At 54.1% G+C, this 15179-nt stretch carries 18 protein-coding genes and 2 pseudogenes; 15 read left to right on the top strand and 5 right to left on the bottom strand.

Going from position 1 to position 15179, the window contains the following annotated elements; genetic code table 11:
- From GSQ70_RS03080 to GSQ70_RS03035, 10 genes and pseudogenes are all read left to right on the top strand, one after another.
- Nucleotides 1-432: pseudogene (locus tag GSQ70_RS03080) on the top strand (hypothetical protein); the annotation flags it as partial.
- A 2-nt stretch (nucleotides 433-434) separates the two neighbouring features.
- A complete protein-coding gene (locus GSQ70_RS03075) occupies nucleotides 435-1772 on the top strand; it encodes a DNA circularization protein (RefSeq protein WP_158781035.1) in 1338 nt (445 codons plus the stop codon).
- On the top strand, nucleotides 1756-2874 hold the full coding sequence (locus GSQ70_RS03070; RefSeq protein WP_158781033.1) for a phage baseplate assembly protein: 1119 nt from the start codon (nucleotides 1756-1758) through the stop codon (nucleotides 2872-2874). The genes GSQ70_RS03075 and GSQ70_RS03070 overlap by 17 nt, the downstream gene beginning before the upstream one ends.
- The gene (locus GSQ70_RS03065) at nucleotides 2871-3485 is read left to right on the top strand and encodes a phage baseplate assembly protein V (protein WP_199257215.1); all 615 of its coding nucleotides are present in this window, start codon (nucleotides 2871-2873) and stop codon (nucleotides 3483-3485) included. The genes GSQ70_RS03070 and GSQ70_RS03065 overlap by 4 nt, the downstream gene beginning before the upstream one ends.
- Before the next feature lie 125 nt (nucleotides 3486-3610).
- Nucleotides 3611-3958 carry a phage GP46 family protein gene (locus GSQ70_RS03060; protein ID WP_158781031.1) on the top strand — a complete coding sequence of 116 codons (348 nt, stop codon included), beginning with the start codon at nucleotides 3611-3613 and terminating at the stop codon, nucleotides 3956-3958.
- A gap of 2 nt (nucleotides 3959-3960) precedes the next feature.
- Nucleotides 3961-5040 (top strand): baseplate J/gp47 family protein, encoded by a 1080-nt coding sequence (locus GSQ70_RS03055; RefSeq protein WP_158781029.1) that lies wholly within the window; start codon nucleotides 3961-3963, stop codon nucleotides 5038-5040.
- A complete protein-coding gene (locus GSQ70_RS03050; protein ID WP_158781027.1) occupies nucleotides 5037-5573 on the top strand; it encodes a YmfQ family protein in 537 nt (178 codons plus the stop codon). Before GSQ70_RS03055 ends, GSQ70_RS03050 begins: the two co-directional genes overlap by 4 nt.
- The gene (locus tag GSQ70_RS03045; protein ID WP_158781025.1) at nucleotides 5573-6574 is read left to right on the top strand and encodes a hypothetical protein; all 1002 of its coding nucleotides are present in this window, start codon (nucleotides 5573-5575) and stop codon (nucleotides 6572-6574) included. Before GSQ70_RS03050 ends, GSQ70_RS03045 begins: the two co-directional genes overlap by 1 nt.
- An 8-nt stretch (nucleotides 6575-6582) precedes the next feature.
- A complete protein-coding gene (locus tag GSQ70_RS03040) occupies nucleotides 6583-7122 on the top strand; it encodes a tail fiber assembly protein (protein WP_158781023.1) in 540 nt (179 codons plus the stop codon).
- A 329-nt stretch (nucleotides 7123-7451) separates the two neighbouring features.
- Nucleotides 7452-7844, top strand: coding sequence for a hypothetical protein (locus tag GSQ70_RS03035; RefSeq protein ID WP_158781021.1), 393 nt, complete (start codon nucleotides 7452-7454; stop codon nucleotides 7842-7844).
- A 58-nt stretch (nucleotides 7845-7902) separates the two neighbouring features.
- Here the strand turns inward: GSQ70_RS03035 and GSQ70_RS03030 are convergent, their stop codons facing one another.
- Nucleotides 7903-8205, bottom strand: a complete 303-nt coding sequence (locus GSQ70_RS03030) for a contact-dependent growth inhibition system immunity protein (RefSeq protein ID WP_158781019.1) — start codon at nucleotides 8203-8205, stop codon at nucleotides 7903-7905.
- A 3-nt stretch (nucleotides 8206-8208) separates the two neighbouring features.
- Nucleotides 8209-9033, bottom strand: coding sequence for an RNase A-like domain-containing protein (locus GSQ70_RS03025; protein WP_158781017.1), 825 nt, complete (start codon nucleotides 9031-9033; stop codon nucleotides 8209-8211).
- Between the two features lie 229 nt (nucleotides 9034-9262).
- Here GSQ70_RS03025 and GSQ70_RS03020 point away from each other — a divergent pair, with 229 nt between their 5' ends.
- Entirely contained in the window at nucleotides 9263-10018 is a 756-nt protein-coding gene (locus tag GSQ70_RS03020) for a DNA adenine methylase (protein WP_158781015.1), read from the top strand.
- 28 nt (nucleotides 10019-10046) lie between these two features.
- Here GSQ70_RS03020 and GSQ70_RS03015 read toward each other — a convergent pair whose 3' ends face one another.
- The 3 genes from GSQ70_RS03015 to GSQ70_RS03005 all read right to left on the bottom strand — a co-directional run bounded on the left by GSQ70_RS03015 (nucleotide 10047) and on the right by GSQ70_RS03005 (nucleotide 12966).
- Nucleotides 10047-10271: a hypothetical protein gene (locus GSQ70_RS03015; protein ID WP_158781013.1), complete on the bottom strand. Its 225-nt coding sequence runs from the start codon at nucleotides 10269-10271 to the stop codon at nucleotides 10047-10049.
- 183 nt (nucleotides 10272-10454) lie between these two features.
- Entirely contained in the window at nucleotides 10455-11432 is a 978-nt protein-coding gene (locus GSQ70_RS03010; RefSeq protein ID WP_255455392.1) for an MFS transporter, read from the bottom strand.
- Between the two features lie 274 nt (nucleotides 11433-11706).
- Nucleotides 11707-12966, bottom strand: coding sequence for a LysR substrate-binding domain-containing protein (locus GSQ70_RS03005; RefSeq protein ID WP_233268236.1), 1260 nt, complete (start codon nucleotides 12964-12966; stop codon nucleotides 11707-11709).
- Between the two features lie 88 nt (nucleotides 12967-13054).
- On the opposite strand from GSQ70_RS03005, the gene GSQ70_RS03000 reads away from it, so the two are divergent.
- The 4 genes and pseudogenes from GSQ70_RS03000 to GSQ70_RS26315 all read left to right on the top strand — a co-directional run bounded on the left by GSQ70_RS03000 (nucleotide 13055) and on the right by GSQ70_RS26315 (nucleotide 15173).
- The gene (locus tag GSQ70_RS03000; RefSeq protein ID WP_158785184.1) at nucleotides 13055-13795 is read left to right on the top strand and encodes a PIG-L deacetylase family protein; all 741 of its coding nucleotides are present in this window, start codon (nucleotides 13055-13057) and stop codon (nucleotides 13793-13795) included.
- Entirely contained in the window at nucleotides 13792-14505 is a 714-nt protein-coding gene (locus GSQ70_RS02995) for a 4-carboxy-4-hydroxy-2-oxoadipate aldolase/oxaloacetate decarboxylase (protein ID WP_158781009.1), read from the top strand. Before GSQ70_RS03000 ends, GSQ70_RS02995 begins: the two co-directional genes overlap by 4 nt.
- A 146-nt stretch (nucleotides 14506-14651) precedes the next feature.
- A pseudogene (locus tag GSQ70_RS02990) lies at nucleotides 14652-14999 on the top strand (maltodextrin phosphorylase); the annotation flags it as partial.
- Nucleotides 15000-15173, top strand: coding sequence for a glycogen/starch/alpha-glucan phosphorylase (locus tag GSQ70_RS26315; protein ID WP_370521103.1), 174 nt, complete (start codon nucleotides 15000-15002; stop codon nucleotides 15171-15173).
- Nucleotides 15174-15179 lie beyond the last annotated feature (6 nt).

Below are 15179 nucleotides of genomic sequence, written 5' to 3'. Positions count from 1 at the left end.
CTGGGTGGGGGCGGCCTGGGTAAGGCAAAAAACTGGCTGGGTAAAAAATTTGCCGGTGCGGGTGAGGTTGCCGAAGAAGGATTGCAGGTAACTGAAAAATACGGAGGTAAGCTACTGAAACTCGGCAAGCTCGGTGCGCTGGGTGACGTGATGATGGCTGGGGATGCTTTTTACTCCGAATTTCTTGAGCGTGGGCGGGATAAAACTGCCGGTACAAAAACCACATCGCGCCTGCCGCAACCTGTCGGGGGGCTTGATGCCTGGGATGAAATCAGGCGCTGGCTGGCACAAAGTGAAGGTTCACAGCCTGCCAGCAAAGCCGGGGCCAATGCATCCACTCCGGCGCTTCCACCCATCAATATTTATCTCGACAGCGCTCTGATGACGCAACACATCATGCAGCAGGCCGAGTTCAATAACCGTAGGCACTAAACATGAGCGACTTTATCTCCCAGCTGGCCGCGCTGGCGGGCGTGGATACGCTGCTGCAGGCGTCGTTCCGGGGCGTGGAGTTTGAATGCCTCGCCACCCGCGACACCCTGGCCCGTGACACGGTCAGTTATGCCTATCCTTACCACGATGGCGCAACGGTCGAGGATCAGGGGCTGAAGCCCGTCAACTTCCGCATTACCGCCTTTCTGTTTGGCAGTGACTGGAAACAGCAGTTAAAGGCTCTTATAACCACGTTTAAAACCGGTGGCCCCGGTGAGCTTATCCACCCGGTCTACGGCTCCATTCCCCGCGCCCAGTTTCTGGAGGCGGGGATTGATAAACAGGCCGAGACGATGGACGGCGTCACCATTGAGCTGGTCTTTATTGAGTCTGGCGAGGAGCAGGCGCTGTTCAGCGCGGCCTCTGCCGCTCAGGCATCCGAAAGCATTTCCTCAACCGGCAGCAGCCTGCTCGACAGCGCCGCGTCGGCCTTCAGCACCGCCATGTCGGATATCCGCACGCTGGAGAACGGCGCGGAGCGCATTAATACCATTGTCGCCCAGGGGGAGTACGTGCTGGACAGCGTGCGCGAACAGATTCAGGGCGCGGCGGCAAGCGTCAGTAACCTGCTGGACACGCCGACCGCGCTGGTGAGCGATCTAAAAAGCCTGTTCAGCACCTTCAGTGATTCACTGACCCTGACCGGCACCGGCGTTAAATCAGACTGGCAGCAGGTCACCCGACTGGCGGATAACGCCGTGTCTTACCCTGCTGCCTACATCGCCTCACGCAGTATCACCACCATCAAAAAAGCCTTTGCGCTCCCGCTGAGTCAGGTGACCGCCGTTCGCGCCAGCGATACCGCGCTGGTTAACCGTACCGTCCGCCTGGTGGCGGTCAGCGAACTGTCAGAGGTGGCCAGCACCGTGATGGAGAATGAGACCACCACGCCGTCGCTGACCGGCACGCAGATTGAGGCCATCACCAACAACGTGCGCGGCGTGATTGTCGATGCGCTGGCCGACGAACGCAGCGCCATGCAGGAGACCGTCACCACCGCCCGCCAGAGCGGCCTGACGGCAGACACCCGCACCCACAGCGCCATTATCAGCACCCTGCAGCAGCTGGCTTACGCGCTGCAGGTGCAGGCGTACAACCTTATCCAGCAGCGCCCGCCGCTTATCACCCGCGAGGTGACGCGCCGCGCTAATCTTCACCTGATTGCCTTCGACTGGTACGCCGATGCCTCACGGGCAGAGGAGCTGCTGCGCCTCAACCCGTCGCTCAGCAACCCTAACGACCTGCAGCCCGGAGTAACACTCTATGCCTACGCAAAATAATTCCACCACCACGGCTGACGAACGCCTGACCCTGACGGTCGGGGGCGTCTCTCACAGTGACTGGATGCGCACGTCCGTGGTGGCAGATTTTCTGACGCCAGCCGGTCAGTGGCAGCTCGATCTGGGCATCAGCGGTGCCACGTTGCCTGCAGAGGTAAAGGCCGGTGCACGCGCCGTCCTCAGCGCCGGTAGCGATATCCTGATGACCGGTCTGATTGATGACATTAACCATGCGGTGCTGCGTGGCCAGCACGTTCTGAACCTGTCCGGGCGCGATGAAGCCGCCGTGCTGCTCGACTGCAGCGCCCCGATTTTTACCGCCCAGGAGATGACGCTGCAGGAGGTTATCGCCAGAATTGTGCGCCCTCTTGGCATCTCAAAAATCGACGTCAGGGCAGACTCGACCACCGCGCCTAAAAAGTTCAGTATTCAGCCCGGCGAGACGGCCTGGTCCGCTCTCCAGAAAGCCGCCGAGGTCAGCGGTCTGTGGCCGTGGATTTCCCCGGACGGCACGCTGGTTATCGGTGGCCCGGACTACAGCGCCGAACCGGTGGCATCACTGGTGCTTAACCGCGACGGCACCGGTAATCTGCTGAACCTGACAAAGCACACCAGCATCGCCGGGCGCTACTCAGAGGTTACGGTTCTGACGCAGGGGCATGCCACCACACAGCACGATGGCGTGCGCAACTACAAAGGCACCTCCACTGACGCGGGCTTTTCCCTGTACCGTCCTCATATTCAGGTTGAAGGCGATACGGACACGGACGAGGAGGCCACCGCCCGCGCCCGTAAGCTGCTGTCAGATTCGCGCCTGAAGGCGCTGACGATCACCGCCGTGGTGCGGGGCGTTCACACTGAAAGCGGCGCGGCCTGGATACCGGGCCAGCGTGTGGCCATCAAGAGCGCCATTCACGATATCGACGGGATTTATTTTCTGATGGGGCGTGAAATTCGTGGAGGGCGCGGCATGCCGCTGACCACCACGCTTACCTTCAAAGAGGATGGCATCTGGATACCGGATGCTTACCCGCGATCCCGCCACAAGAAAAAAGGCAAAAAAACCACGGAGTACTGGACCGACTGGCAGGACATTAAATGATGAACTTCACCGCCATTATCAACAGCCGCATTGCCGCCGCGCTCAGGGCCATACGCCTGCCGTTTCGTGCCGCACTGTCCCGCATCACCACCACGGGCGGTGTGATGACCGCCCAGCTTGACGGGCTGGATTCAGAGACCCTGCAGGAGGTTGAGGTCTTCCAGCATTATGGCCTCACGTCCGTGCCGCCAGAGGGAGCGATGGCCGTGGTGTTGCCGCTGGGCGGTCGCACCAGCCACAGCATCGTGGTGGCCACCGAGCACAGCCAGTACCGCATCCAGTCCCTCAGCTCCGGCGAAGTATCCCTCTACAACAGCGACGGTGCATCCGTCACGCTTAAGCAGGGAAAAATTATTAACATCGAGGGCGACACGCTGAACGTCAATGTAAAAAACTTCAACGTTACCGCCACGGATGCGGCGAAAATCGACACCCCGGAGCTGACGGCCACGCAGAAACTGACCGCCCAGGGCGCGATTTCCGGCACTGCCGGAATGGACATCACGGGCGGCGAAGGCATTACCGCCGAAAGCCTGACCGTTAACGGCATCAGGGTTGAATCTCACAGGCATAACACCCCGGACGGTATGTCGGACGGCCCGCAGAACTGACCAGGTGGGCTGCGTGTCAGCCCGCCTTTACCTCCTTTTCATCCATCACTCCCGCCTCAGCAGCATCAATCCCGTCTCACCCATGTGACTCATACCCACCCCGCGCGCGCGATAAGCTGCCCCACATGGACAGAATGATTGATCCGGCCACGGGCGACTACAACGGTGAACGCACCACCGGCCTTGAGAATGCCGCACAGATGCGCCTCAAAACCCCGCTGGGCAGCTACCTCTTTGCGCCCACGGTGGGGTCGAAGCTGCACCTGCTGCCCCGTAAGGATACGGAGCAGACCCGCGCACTGGCTGAGCAGTACGCCTTTCAGGCGCTCTCGCCACTGGTCACGGACGGTCGCGCAACGGCGGTAACGGTCTCGGCCACGCGCCCCCGCTCCGGCTGGCTCAGTCTTTCTGTCCGTATCGAACAGGCCAGCGGTGAAGTGGCCACCTTTGAATACCCGGTTAAAGTGAGCTAACAATGCCCCTGACCATACCCGCGCAGGCTGACATTGCTGAGAGCTGGCTGGAAGAAGTCAGCAACCAGCTGCCTGATGCCGACACCGGCACGGACAGCGACAATGCCGTCAGGGCAAATGCCACCGCCTCCGTCGTCTGGAGCCTGTATCAGTATGCCGCCTGGGTGCTGCGTCAGGCGTTCCCGGACACGGCAGACACCGACTGGCTGGTGATGCATGCCCGCCTGCGCGGCCTGAGCCGCAAGCAGGCCACTGCATCAGGTGGCAGCATTGCCTTAACCGGCACAAAAAACACAGCGCTTGCCAGCGGCCTGCAGTTTCGCATAAAGGGAAACAGTACCCTGTATCAGACCACCGCAGAGGGCAAGCTGGACGACAACGGCATGGCCACCATTGCGGCAAAAGCCACCACCACAGGCACGGCGGGCAACCTCACCGCAGGCGTCACCGGCACGCTGGTCTCTGCGCCTTCAGGCGTGGACAGCACCGTCACCGTGGCCAGCATGACCGGAGGAACGGATACCGAACTGGACGACGCGCTGCTGACCCGCCTGCTGGACGTGATGCGCCAGCCCGCAGCGGGCGGTAACGCGCATGATTATAAAGTCTGGGCCGAGTCGGTGGACGGCGTGGGCGGTGCCTGGGTGTTTCCGCTCCGTCGCGGGCTGGGAACGGTTGACGTGGTGATCACCGCCACCGATGGCTTGCCTTCAGATGAAACCCTTGCCGCCGTGCAGACCTACATCGACAGCGTGCGCCCGGTGACGGCAAAGGACTGTCAGGTACTGGCCCCCACGGAGAAAACCCTCGACGTTACCGTGGCGGTGGGCATCAGCGACGACACCACGATGGACGCCGTCACCAGTGCCATCACCACAAGCCTCACCACCTGGTTTAATGCGTTGATCCCCGGACAGGAGGCCATCAGGACCCAGATTGGGGCGCTGATTTCCGACACCGAGGGCGTGCTGGATTACGAGATTTCAGCCCCCACGGGCAACGTCACGCCCACGGTGGATGACACCGTGGTTGAGTGGGTGCGCCCCGGCACCATTACCATCACGCAGCTTACCGAAGCATGACCAGAACGGACTATTTCAACCTGCTGGCGCTGCTGCTGCCTCCGGTGACCTATGAGCCGTCAGGGGAGCGCCTGAGTGCGGAACTGACCGCCGACGCGCAAATCCTCAGCATCGTGGATGCCATCATTGCCGACCTTGTGTCCGCAATTGATCCCGAAACCGCCACTGACACGCTCATCGACTGGGAGCGGGTTTACGCCCTGACGGTTGACGACAGCGACACGCTACAGCAGCGCCGCGCCAGGGTCATGGCCGCGCTGGCTGAAACGGGCGGGCTGAGCCGACAGTATTTTATCAATCTCGCCGCCGCGATGGGCTACGAGATAACGATTGAAGAACCGGACGACCCGATGTGGCGCTGGATAATTAACGTTAATGGCACACCTGAGCGAATTTATTATTTCCGGGTGGGTGAATCCTCCGTAGGTGACCGCCTGGAGGAATCGGGAGACCCCGACCTGGAAACATTATTTAAGCGATTAAAACCGGCTCACACGGAATGCGTATTTAAATATTCAGAGGGCAGCGAATAATGAAACCCTTAATTGATCCCATTGATACGACAGACGGTCTTTTTCACGATAAAGACAAAGAAACCGGCGCACTGGCCACCATTGTCACCGCTACGTATATGAATGACGATCAGGCCGCCACCCGCAGCCTGCAGCAGGAAGTTATTGCCGTATTAACCGCAGCCGGAGTTGAACCCGCTGAAGCAACCAATGACCAGTTACTCTCCGCGTTGAAAGAGTTATTCCTGGCAGAGGATGATGAGCGAGTCAGTGGAGCGCTTCAGCAGGGTAAAAATCTGTCAGATTTGAAAGATGCCACCACCGCCAAAAAGAACCTTGGACTGGATAAGGTCGGCAACTATAAAGCCGTTCAGGCTGGCGGCGGTCTTCATTCATCGGGCAGTCACAGCATTTATATTGACTGGGGAGATGACGGCAAGCCACACCTGACGGTAGACAGCACGGATGAAGGGGAGCTGTTCACCACTGTTAACAAGCCAACGGCGGCACAGTGTGGCGCATTCCCCGCAGAGGGTGGCACCGTGGGCAGTAAGGGGGTCACCTCACCCGGACTGCACGTTAATTCCAATACACTCGGCGCAGCGGGTCAGGGTTCCCACCTGTTGTGGAACGAATCAGGAGGTAGAGGGGAAGTCGACCTTGTTTGCAATGCGGGCAGTGGGATTGGTGGTTTTATTTTCCGTACCGTAAATAACGGCAACACGCAGGAATTTGGGAGGGTGGATATAACGGGTACCGGCTCACTGGACACCAGCAACACGCTGAACGAAATGGGCCAGCGCGTTTACAGCCCCAATAACCCCCCGCCGGTTGCATCTGCTGCCGTGACAGGTTTCCGCTACGCAGCCTCCACCTGGGCCACCACAGGCTCATCTGACTGGTCGGCTCCTTCAGGCACCTGTGTTACCGGTGTTGGGATTTATACCGGCGCAAAAGCCCGCTATTCCTATGCTCAGATTCTGGTTAACGGCCAGTGGATTAATGTTGAAACGGTATCTTAAGAGGCTGTATGAAAATCTATAAAAACTTCACCAGATATACGCCTGAAAATGGTGTGGACGGCGCGATGTATCTTCAGGATGAAGATGGCAATGACTGGTACAAGCTACAGTCTGAATTCTCTGCTGACGCGATGAAAATTGCCTATGACAGCACCGGGCTGCTTGTTGATGCCAAATATGATGTGAGCGGTATAGTTCCGCTTAATCTGAGCGTGGCCGAGACAGACAAAAGCGATCTTCCCGAAGGCTTCCCCGGTGACTCCACGTCCCGCTGGCAGTTCGACGGTAAAACAATCAGCGAGAAGCCGCTGACCGCTGAAGAGTATCAGGCCAGGGCAGAGGAACAACGCCAGACCCTGGTGACCGAAGCCAACAGCACCACCGCCGACTGGCGAACGGAGCTACAGCTTGACGTGATCAGCGATGACGATAAGGCCAGCCTGGTGAAATGGATGGCATATATCAAAGCGCTTAAGGCGCTGGACCTGACGGGCGTGACTAACGAGGCGGGTTACAAATCAATAGCATGGCCGGATAAGCCGGAATAAGGTCAAAAAAAACCGCCTGTCCCGTGGGCACAGCAGGCGGGGAAATAACTACACACAATAACAATGTTGCTTACACATCTTCCTGCAGTGACGGGTCACATCACCGGGAAGAAGGTTAAACCAGTCAGTTTAAACATTGAGTAAATCAATTGACGTTTTCGTAAATATATAAGCGGTTGAATTGAGTTATAAGTAGCCAGTAATTTATTTAATACATCTGGCGGGCAGATAAACCCGAAATAAAACAGGAGCAAACATCCGTGAAATTATTCGCATGGATACGGCCTCTTTTTACCTGTAATAAACCAAAACCAACGGAGAATATCCCCATGACTAAATTAGTCGGCAATATCGAGAAATCGGCAATCAGCGCTCTGCGCAGTTCTGCGCTTGTCACCACCATCACTGACGCTGTGTATGATGGCTACACTCAGGAAGATGCACAGGCCGCTGTAACTGAGTTTCTGGGGCATCTGACCCTGAGCAATGAGGACGCGGTTAAAACGGCCTGCGGTGACTACTTCGACAAGATCCAGTCAGCCCTGTCAGAACAGGAGCAGACCATTGCCACCCAACTGGCTGATAAAGTCATTGAAGACGATAAAGCCAGCGTTAAGTCTCTTGTGCAGAAGTATGTTAACAGCCTCCAGTACAAGCACAGCATTGATAACGGCCAGGACGTGCCGGAAGCTGAATCCGCTGAAGCTGTACAGGCGGTATAGCAGATAAAATAACGCCGGGAAAATCCCGGCGTTATTCTTACTGAGTAACGAAAGGATATTATCTGGACTCACTGTCACTGATAAATGCTTTCGCTTGTTCTGATGTCTTCTGAAGAAATTCAATGGCTGTAATACGCCATAATCTGGGGCTGAAATCATCTCCATATAGCGCCTCAAAATTCGTTTCAACATCATTGTTGTTTTCAATAAATTTTGTGCAATCTTCAGCAAGCCCTGAAGCGTGGGCGACTCCCTCACTGTCCAGGTAGCACTGAACTACTTCCTCGGGCGTTTCACCGGAAAGGTCATAGTCCTGATTGAGGTACGCCCCCATAAGATGGTCGAGATAATAATAAATCATTGTTCAGTCCAGTTTAGGGAAGGCTGTCAGTACGTAGTAAGGCTTTCCGTGATAATTCTGAAGGACAAGCACTAACCGTAATTTATATGATTTTATAACAGGGCCGGTGGCGGTTTTAATGCCAAAACCAATTTCATTGCCTGCAAAAAAATCTATCTCCATTCTGGAGCCGGATCTGCCATTGCTCGCCCAGCGCTTAACCAACTGAGCGTTGAATTTCAATGCTCTGGATATTGCGTCTTCAGCTACGCGCAGGTTGTGGAAGGTGCTGCTCCCGGTCATGGTTGGCCGCGATGCGAGACGTTGTCTTAATTCAGCCTCTGTTCTTCCAACATGCCTTTCAATCGCATGGCCGCCAGGCTTTAACCCGTTAAATGACTCATGCTCTCTGAGGTTTATACGGCCAGAGCGGATCATCGCAACGCGAGCGGCACTTGCTGCCATAGCAAACCCAACAGGAACAGCTATATCAACCGTAAGGCCGATTTCCCACGCTGTTTTATCATCGGCACCGAACTGTTTAGCCAGTTCAGCTGCTGCCCGGTATGTCGCCGTGCGGGTGTTAGTCCCGGAAAGCATCCGGTCAGCCGCAGTATTAATACTGTCCATGCTGTGGGCACCAACAACAACGCAAGCGGCCTTAGTTAATCCGGTAGGCTCTGGTGCCATGCAAAGAGCGGTAGCGCCAGCCATTTCCAGACTGCCCATAATAAGATCAAGCCCACCCAGCAGGCGGTTACTCATTGTTTCTGATTCAGTGACTGTTTTATCTGACAGAACAGCAGCCAACTGAACCGGAGACATCGCTATCTGAATACCGTTATCCATAACATCCCGTTTAATAATTGCACTTGAGTGAGTGCTGATACTTGAATAAACAAATGCCACTTCGCAAGCATTTTAAGCGAAAATTTACAAATGCCTGCCATTGTGACCCGGCGCGAAAGCCCGCCTCACCCCTGTAACTGCTGCTCACCCTGCGACCTGGTTAATATTGGTTTTACTGATCAATAAGCAATTTATTGATCGTTAACACAGATCAATTAACGAAGGTAATATGACTAACACAATCATTCCCTGGGTGGGTGGCAAACGTAAGCTGGCAAAGCATCTGATACCATTATTCCCCGACCACACCTGTTACGTGGAGCCGTTCTGCGGCGGTGCTGCACTCTTCTTTATGAAGTCCCCCTCCAGAGTCGAGGTGCTTAACGACATTAACGGCGACATCGTCAATCTTTACCGCGTCATTCAGCATCATCTTGAGGAGTTTATAAGGCAGTTTAAATGGGCTTTAACCAGTCGTGAAATATTTAAATGGCTGAAAGATACCCCACCCGAAACCCTGACCGATATTCAGCGTGCCGCCAGATTTTACTACCTGCAAAAGCTCTCCTTTGGCGCTAAAGCCGTTGGCAGAACCTTCGGCACCAGTGCATCGGGCAAAACCAAGCTGAATATCCTGCGCATGGAAGAAACGCTGTCTGATGCCTGGTTGCGTCTCCAGCGGGTGACTATCGAGCACCTGGACTGGCAGGAGTGCATCAGGCGTTATGACAGACCCGAAACGTTGTTCTACCTCGATCCACCATACTGGAAGACGCAGGGCTACGGCGTGCCGTTCGGCATGGATCAGTACGTGCAGATGGCTGAACTGGCGAGAACCATCAAAGGGAAGATAATTATTTCAGTTAACGATCACCCTGACATGCGTGAGGCGTTTAAAGGGCTAACCATCGACACGGCGGTGACAACGTACAGCGTGGGATCAAACAACGGATATAAGGCGGGTGAGTTGATTATCAGAAACTGAGGCCAGCCGTGAACAGGCTGGCCATATATCACCTGGCAGAGGCTTTAAAGCCTTCAGTCAGCGACCAGTGGCCACTTTCACAACGTACAACCTCAAATATCGCCATCTGCTCAAGTATAAAGCGGGTGGCGTATTCTTTCTGATGGGTAATGTAGGCAATGGCCTGGAGCGTTAAAGCAGGTGCCTGTGATAGCGCAGAAACAACCTCACAGGCGTCATCTGTCATGGTCTGACGGGCTTCATTGAAATTCATGCAAATTATCCTCTCGCTGACAATAAAAACTGCAGGCCTGGCAGCGCGACGGACACTAACTCGACAGGGTAAGGCAGTCCAGCAGATAAGAGAGGCGAAAGGCAGGTACTGGCGCGGTGTTTAAAAATAAGTCAATTTGCAATAGATTTTGGACTGGCTTGGTGGGTGAAATCGAGTCCAGAATTAATTACAAATCAGTCCAAAATCGTTTTCGGCGCTACACGTACTGGTCATATCGATTGAGACAAACATATAGAGTGAGACAACCAGCGACTGGGCGACCAACAGGATCATCACCGCGCGCCAGCGCCCGATATGGTCACTCATCAGTCCGTAAAGGAAAGGTCCAATCAGTGATCCCAAAATGTTAATGGTCAGATAGCCTGACATTGAGGTTACGGGCAGACCCAGCGTGAGACGCAGATAAGTGGGAAGCCAGGTAATCATGATATAGGCGTCGCCAAAAATCCCGCTGGCCAGTAAGGTTGAGATCAGCGTGATGCGACGATAAGGGGCGGAGAAAATGGCAGTAATGCTGGTGTTTCTGTCAGGAGTGGCTGTGGAAAAAGTGCTGGATTCCGGTACCAGACGGCGGATAAACCAGACCAACGCGGCAGGAATAATTCCTACCAGGAAGAACACCCGCCAGGCCCTTGTTTCCGGGAAGAAAGCCAGCAGTAACGGTAACGTTGCCAGTGAAATGGCGTAACCTATCGCGTAACCGCTCTGGATGGACGCCGCCACCCGCCCTCTGTAGTCAGCACGGATGACTTCACTGATCAGGACGGCGCCCACCACAACTTCACCACCGTAGCCCAGCCCCTGGCAGAATCGGATAACAAAAAATGGCCAGAAGTGATCGCAAAAAGCGGTGGCCGCCGTAAAAAAAGCCACCCACAGAACGGTTAATTGCATGACACGAACCCGACCAAACCGGTCAGCCATCAATCCCGCACCCCAGCCGCCAATGGCGCTGCCAATCAGCGCAACGGATCCCAGCACGCCAGCGTCTGTTTTAGTCAGAAAATGGATACTCAATAAGATGGGAATAACCAGGGAATAAATTGTTGTATCCATGGAGTCGAGAGTGTATCCCCCGAGGCTTGCCCAATAAGTTTTTTTTTCGGTTTTCGTCAGATCTGAATACCAAGCTAATTTCATTTTTCACCTGTTGTAGTTTTCAGAGGAGGTTTTCAAGTGTTCAGTAAGTTATCCGCATCTATTATGACGTGAAGATTATTTTGTTTTTTTTGTACTTTTAAGATTAAGAAGATGAATGAGCCAGGAGTCAAATTAGAATAATACCCAAATGTGACCGGGATCCGGTTAAATTAAATTTATTTTTTTCTGTAATTAAATATCGTGATTAATAAAGGGAGAAAAACTTTTAGGCCGGTGAGGATTTTTTATAGGCTGGAGAAATTATTTTTTTAAATTACGAGTGTTGATAAAAACGGGCTGTTTCATGCAGCACAGCCATAAAGGCCAGAGAAGAGGGCGAAGGTAGCGCTCCCCGGCGGGTAAGAATAGCAATTTTCCGGCGGGTATGCGGTAGCGTCAGGGGTAACGGCTGGAGATCTCCTCTCTCCATTTCGACAGCCAGTTGATGTGAAGAGACCACCGCAACCATATCGGAGGCGGTCAGTACGCCACGGACCAGCATTGAGTCTCCAGATTCCAGTCGGGGTTGAGGTGGTGGTATACCCAACGCCTGAAAAGCCTCATTCATCAGTCGACGCGATGGCGTACCGGGGCGTGGCAATATCCATTGCTGATGGGCGAGTTGCTGCCGGGAGAAGTCTGACGTCAGCAGAGGGTGATCGCGGCGTACCAGCATGATCAGCTCCTGGGTAAAAAGCACCGTACTGTTTAAATCATTATACGTTTCTTCATCCCTTATTGCGCCAATGATAAAGTCGAGATGGCCACCGCAAAGCGCGGTATGCAACGTACTGAAATCACTTTCACTGGTGGCCACGTACAAATCGGGATAGTGCTGGCTGGCGGTAATAATCGCCTGAGGTAACAATATTGAACGACTCAGTGGCAAGGCGCCAATTCTGACTGTACCTGTCACCGCCCCAAGGTGTCCGGCAATGTCAGCACGCAAATGATGAAGAGAATTGATGACTCTCTGTATAACCAATGCCAGTGCGTTTCCCGCCGCCGTAGGCTTGAGTCCGAATGCGGTGCGCTCGAATAAAGTCAGGCCTGCTCCCTCCTCCAGCTGACGGAGGGCTGAGCTGACGGCTGGCTGACTCAATGAAAATTGTTTCGCTACCTGCTGCACATAGTGTTGTTGGTGCAGTGAGACGAATAACTGCAGTCGGCGGGTATTGAACAGCCAGGATAACTCAGTTCGGGAAGCCGCAGGGGAGAGAGACTTAAATCTTGTCAGCAAAACAGGAATAAGTTGAAGCTCCTCAATAATATACTCCACGCGGGGCAGAATATGTTTACCTTCAGACGTCAATACCATTCCCGTTGGATGCCGTTCAAATAAAATAACCTTCAGATCTTTCTCAAATTCTCTTACGGCTCGCGTCACCGCCGATTGCGTACGGAAGAGTAGCCCGGCAGCACCAGACACTGTTCCTCCTTTAGCGACGAGGTAAAAGGCTCGCAGTTGTAAAAGATTAATTGTCTCATCTTCCATTGGCATGTTTTTTTCGCCTGATAATTTTTTTGTTAACATAAATAAAAATCGTCGCCAGTGCAAATTAACTCATATCCTTTTTTAATTCGATACTGCCAGGCTGTAATAAAACGTAAGGGAGACGATGATGAACCAAAAAAACGTATCAAAGAGTGCGCTGGTGATTAGCGCGCACTCAGCTGATTTTGTCTGGCGGGCAGGTGGGGCAATCGCTCATCATGTTACAAGGGGTTATCAGGTCCATATTGTTTGCCTGTCATTCGGTGAACGTGGGGAGTCGGCCAAATTATGGCGCCAGGGAGAGATGACCGAAGAAAAAGTTAAACAAAGCCGCCATCAGGAAGCAGAAGCAGCAGCCGCGATTCTGGGTGCCAGCATAGAGTTCTTTGATCTTGGTGATTATCCTCTCAGCAGTGACAGGGAGACGGTGTTGCGGTTGGCAGATGTGTACCGGCGTGTTCTGCCGCATTTTATTTTGACTCATTCTTTGCAGGACCCCTATAACTACGACCATCCCCGCGCTTCTCATTTAGCTCAGGAAGCGCGCATTATCGCGCAGGCTGAGGGCTATCTTCCGGGCCAAACTGTGTTGGCGGCTCCGCCGGTTTATTGTTTTGAGCCTCATCAACCCGAGCAGTGCAACTGGAAACCCGACGTGCTGCTGGATATCACTGCGGTCTGGGATAAAAAATATCGGGCCATACAGTGCATGGCAGGTCAGGAGCACCTTTGGGAATATTACACTCGAGTTGCCCTGCAAAGGGGAGTGCAGGCAAAGCGGAACATTGGGATTACCAATGCGCGGGATATTACCCATGCCGAAGGTTTTCACAGCATATTCCCACGAGTGACGGAGGATCTTGCATGAGATTACTCAATAAGAAAGGCGTGGTGGTGCGCCACATTGTGCGGGCAGAACAGACTACGGTGAGTGCTTTTGCAAGTCTTGGTGTTGCCACCATCCATGAGGCGCAGCAACGATCCGGTCTGTTGAACAGCGCCATTCGTCCAATTCAACAGGGAGTGAGTGTGGCGGGAAGTGCTGTAACGGTGTTAGTAACGCCAGGTGATAACTGGATGTTCCATGTTGCTGTTGAGCAATGCCAGCCAGGCGATATTTTATTGGTTACTCCTACATCACCCTGCTCAGACGGTTTTTTTGGCGATCTACTGGCCACATCGGTTGCCGCCAGAGGAGTAATAGCGCTGGTGGGAGATATAGGTGTACGTGACACACAAACGCTTCGTGAGATGGGGTTCCCGGTCTGGTCGCGGGCGGTGTGCGCTCAGGGGACAATAAAGGCCACCTTGGGTTCGGTTAACGTTCCGGTGTTATGTGCGGGTCAATTAGTGAATCCCGGCGATATTGTGGTTGCCGATGATGATGGCGTGGTGGTGGTCTGTCGCGACGAGGCCTTACATGTGCTGCAACAGGCACAACAACGAGCAGACCTGGAGGAACGTAAGCGTCAACGCCTGGCGGCAGGTGAACTGGGGCTGGATCTTTATCAAATGCGCACTACCTTGCGCGAAAGAGGACTGCAGTATTTCGACAATCTGGAGGATGTCAGCCGTTAATAGTTGTTTTTCAATCGCTACGGCATCTCCAGACGGTGATTATTCATGGTCAGAATGAGCAATGTTTACTTTTCCAGTCTTAACTGTAATGGTCGTTTATCCGTTTGCACATCGCTTTGCGCCCATTATTTTAAGAAGGAAGTGATATGTCGCAGCAGAAATTTAACCCGGCACGATTTGAGGCGGCCCTGACGCGCCAGTGGCAGCATCTTGGATTATCTTCAGGCAGTGAAATGACTTATCACCAGTGGTGGCAGGCGCTTAGCGGCGCACTGGCTGAGCTACTGGCGGCGCTGCCAGTGGCCAAAGCGGCAAAGAAACAGCGCCACGTAAACTACATTTCGATGGAGTTTTTGATCGGCAGGTTAACCGGTAACAATCTGCTCAACCTGGGCTGGTACAACGAGGTGAAAGCCGTGCTGGCTCAGCATCAGGTCGAGCTGAGCGAGCTGCTGGAAGAGGAGGTCGATCCGGCGCTGGGCAATGGGGGGCTGGTGCTGGCCGACTTCGCCAGCTACTGCGAAGCGCAGAAACAGGTGGAAGTGCTGTACCGCGATGAAGAAGCCTGGACCCGTGCGGCGATCCTAAACACTGCCCGCACCGGAATGTTCAGTTCCGATCGCTCAATCCGTGATTATCAGCAACGCATCTGGCAGGCAAAACGCTAGGGAGAG

The organism is Pantoea sp. BAV 3049 (genome assembly GCF_009765445.1).
Classification (GTDB): domain Bacteria; phylum Pseudomonadota; class Gammaproteobacteria; order Enterobacterales; family Enterobacteriaceae; genus Erwinia.
Note: the sequence above shows the minus strand (reverse complement) of the source record. Positions and strands in the feature narration are given on the sequence as shown.

What these genes read in the sequence shown, in the direction of transcription:
- GSQ70_RS03075 (WP_158781035.1), top strand. Translation starts at nt 435, where the DNA reads ATGAGCGACTTTATCTCCCAGCTGGCCGCGCTGGCGGGCGTGGATACG.
- GSQ70_RS03070 (WP_158781033.1), top strand. Translation starts at nt 1,756, where the DNA reads ATGCCTACGCAAAATAATTCCACCACCACGGCTGACGAACGCCTGACC.
- GSQ70_RS03065 (WP_199257215.1), top strand. Translation starts at nt 2,871, where the DNA reads ATGATGAACTTCACCGCCATTATCAACAGCCGCATTGCCGCCGCGCTC.
- GSQ70_RS03060 (WP_158781031.1), top strand. Translation starts at nt 3,611, where the DNA reads ATGGACAGAATGATTGATCCGGCCACGGGCGACTACAACGGTGAACGC.
- GSQ70_RS03055 (WP_158781029.1), top strand. Translation starts at nt 3,961, where the DNA reads ATGCCCCTGACCATACCCGCGCAGGCTGACATTGCTGAGAGCTGGCTG.
- GSQ70_RS03050 (WP_158781027.1), top strand. Translation starts at nt 5,037, where the DNA reads ATGACCAGAACGGACTATTTCAACCTGCTGGCGCTGCTGCTGCCTCCG.
- GSQ70_RS03045 (WP_158781025.1), top strand. Translation starts at nt 5,573, where the DNA reads ATGAAACCCTTAATTGATCCCATTGATACGACAGACGGTCTTTTTCAC.
- GSQ70_RS03040 (WP_158781023.1), top strand. Translation starts at nt 6,583, where the DNA reads ATGAAAATCTATAAAAACTTCACCAGATATACGCCTGAAAATGGTGTG.
- GSQ70_RS03035 (WP_158781021.1), top strand. Translation starts at nt 7,452, where the DNA reads ATGACTAAATTAGTCGGCAATATCGAGAAATCGGCAATCAGCGCTCTG.
- GSQ70_RS03030 (WP_158781019.1), bottom strand. Translation starts at nt 8,205, where the DNA reads ATGATTTATTATTATCTCGACCATCTTATGGGGGCGTACCTCAATCAG.
- GSQ70_RS03025 (WP_158781017.1), bottom strand. Translation starts at nt 9,033, where the DNA reads ATGGATAACGGTATTCAGATAGCGATGTCTCCGGTTCAGTTGGCTGCT.
- GSQ70_RS03020 (WP_158781015.1), top strand. Translation starts at nt 9,263, where the DNA reads ATGACTAACACAATCATTCCCTGGGTGGGTGGCAAACGTAAGCTGGCA.
- GSQ70_RS03015 (WP_158781013.1), bottom strand. Translation starts at nt 10,271, where the DNA reads ATGAATTTCAATGAAGCCCGTCAGACCATGACAGATGACGCCTGTGAG.
- GSQ70_RS03010 (WP_255455392.1), bottom strand. Translation starts at nt 11,432, where the DNA reads ATGAAATTAGCTTGGTATTCAGATCTGACGAAAACCGAAAAAAAAACT.
- GSQ70_RS03005 (WP_233268236.1), bottom strand. Translation starts at nt 12,966, where the DNA reads ATGTTAACAAAAAAATTATCAGGCGAAAAAAACATGCCAATGGAAGAT.
- GSQ70_RS03000 (WP_158785184.1), top strand. Translation starts at nt 13,055, where the DNA reads ATGAACCAAAAAAACGTATCAAAGAGTGCGCTGGTGATTAGCGCGCAC.
- GSQ70_RS02995 (WP_158781009.1), top strand. Translation starts at nt 13,792, where the DNA reads ATGAGATTACTCAATAAGAAAGGCGTGGTGGTGCGCCACATTGTGCGG.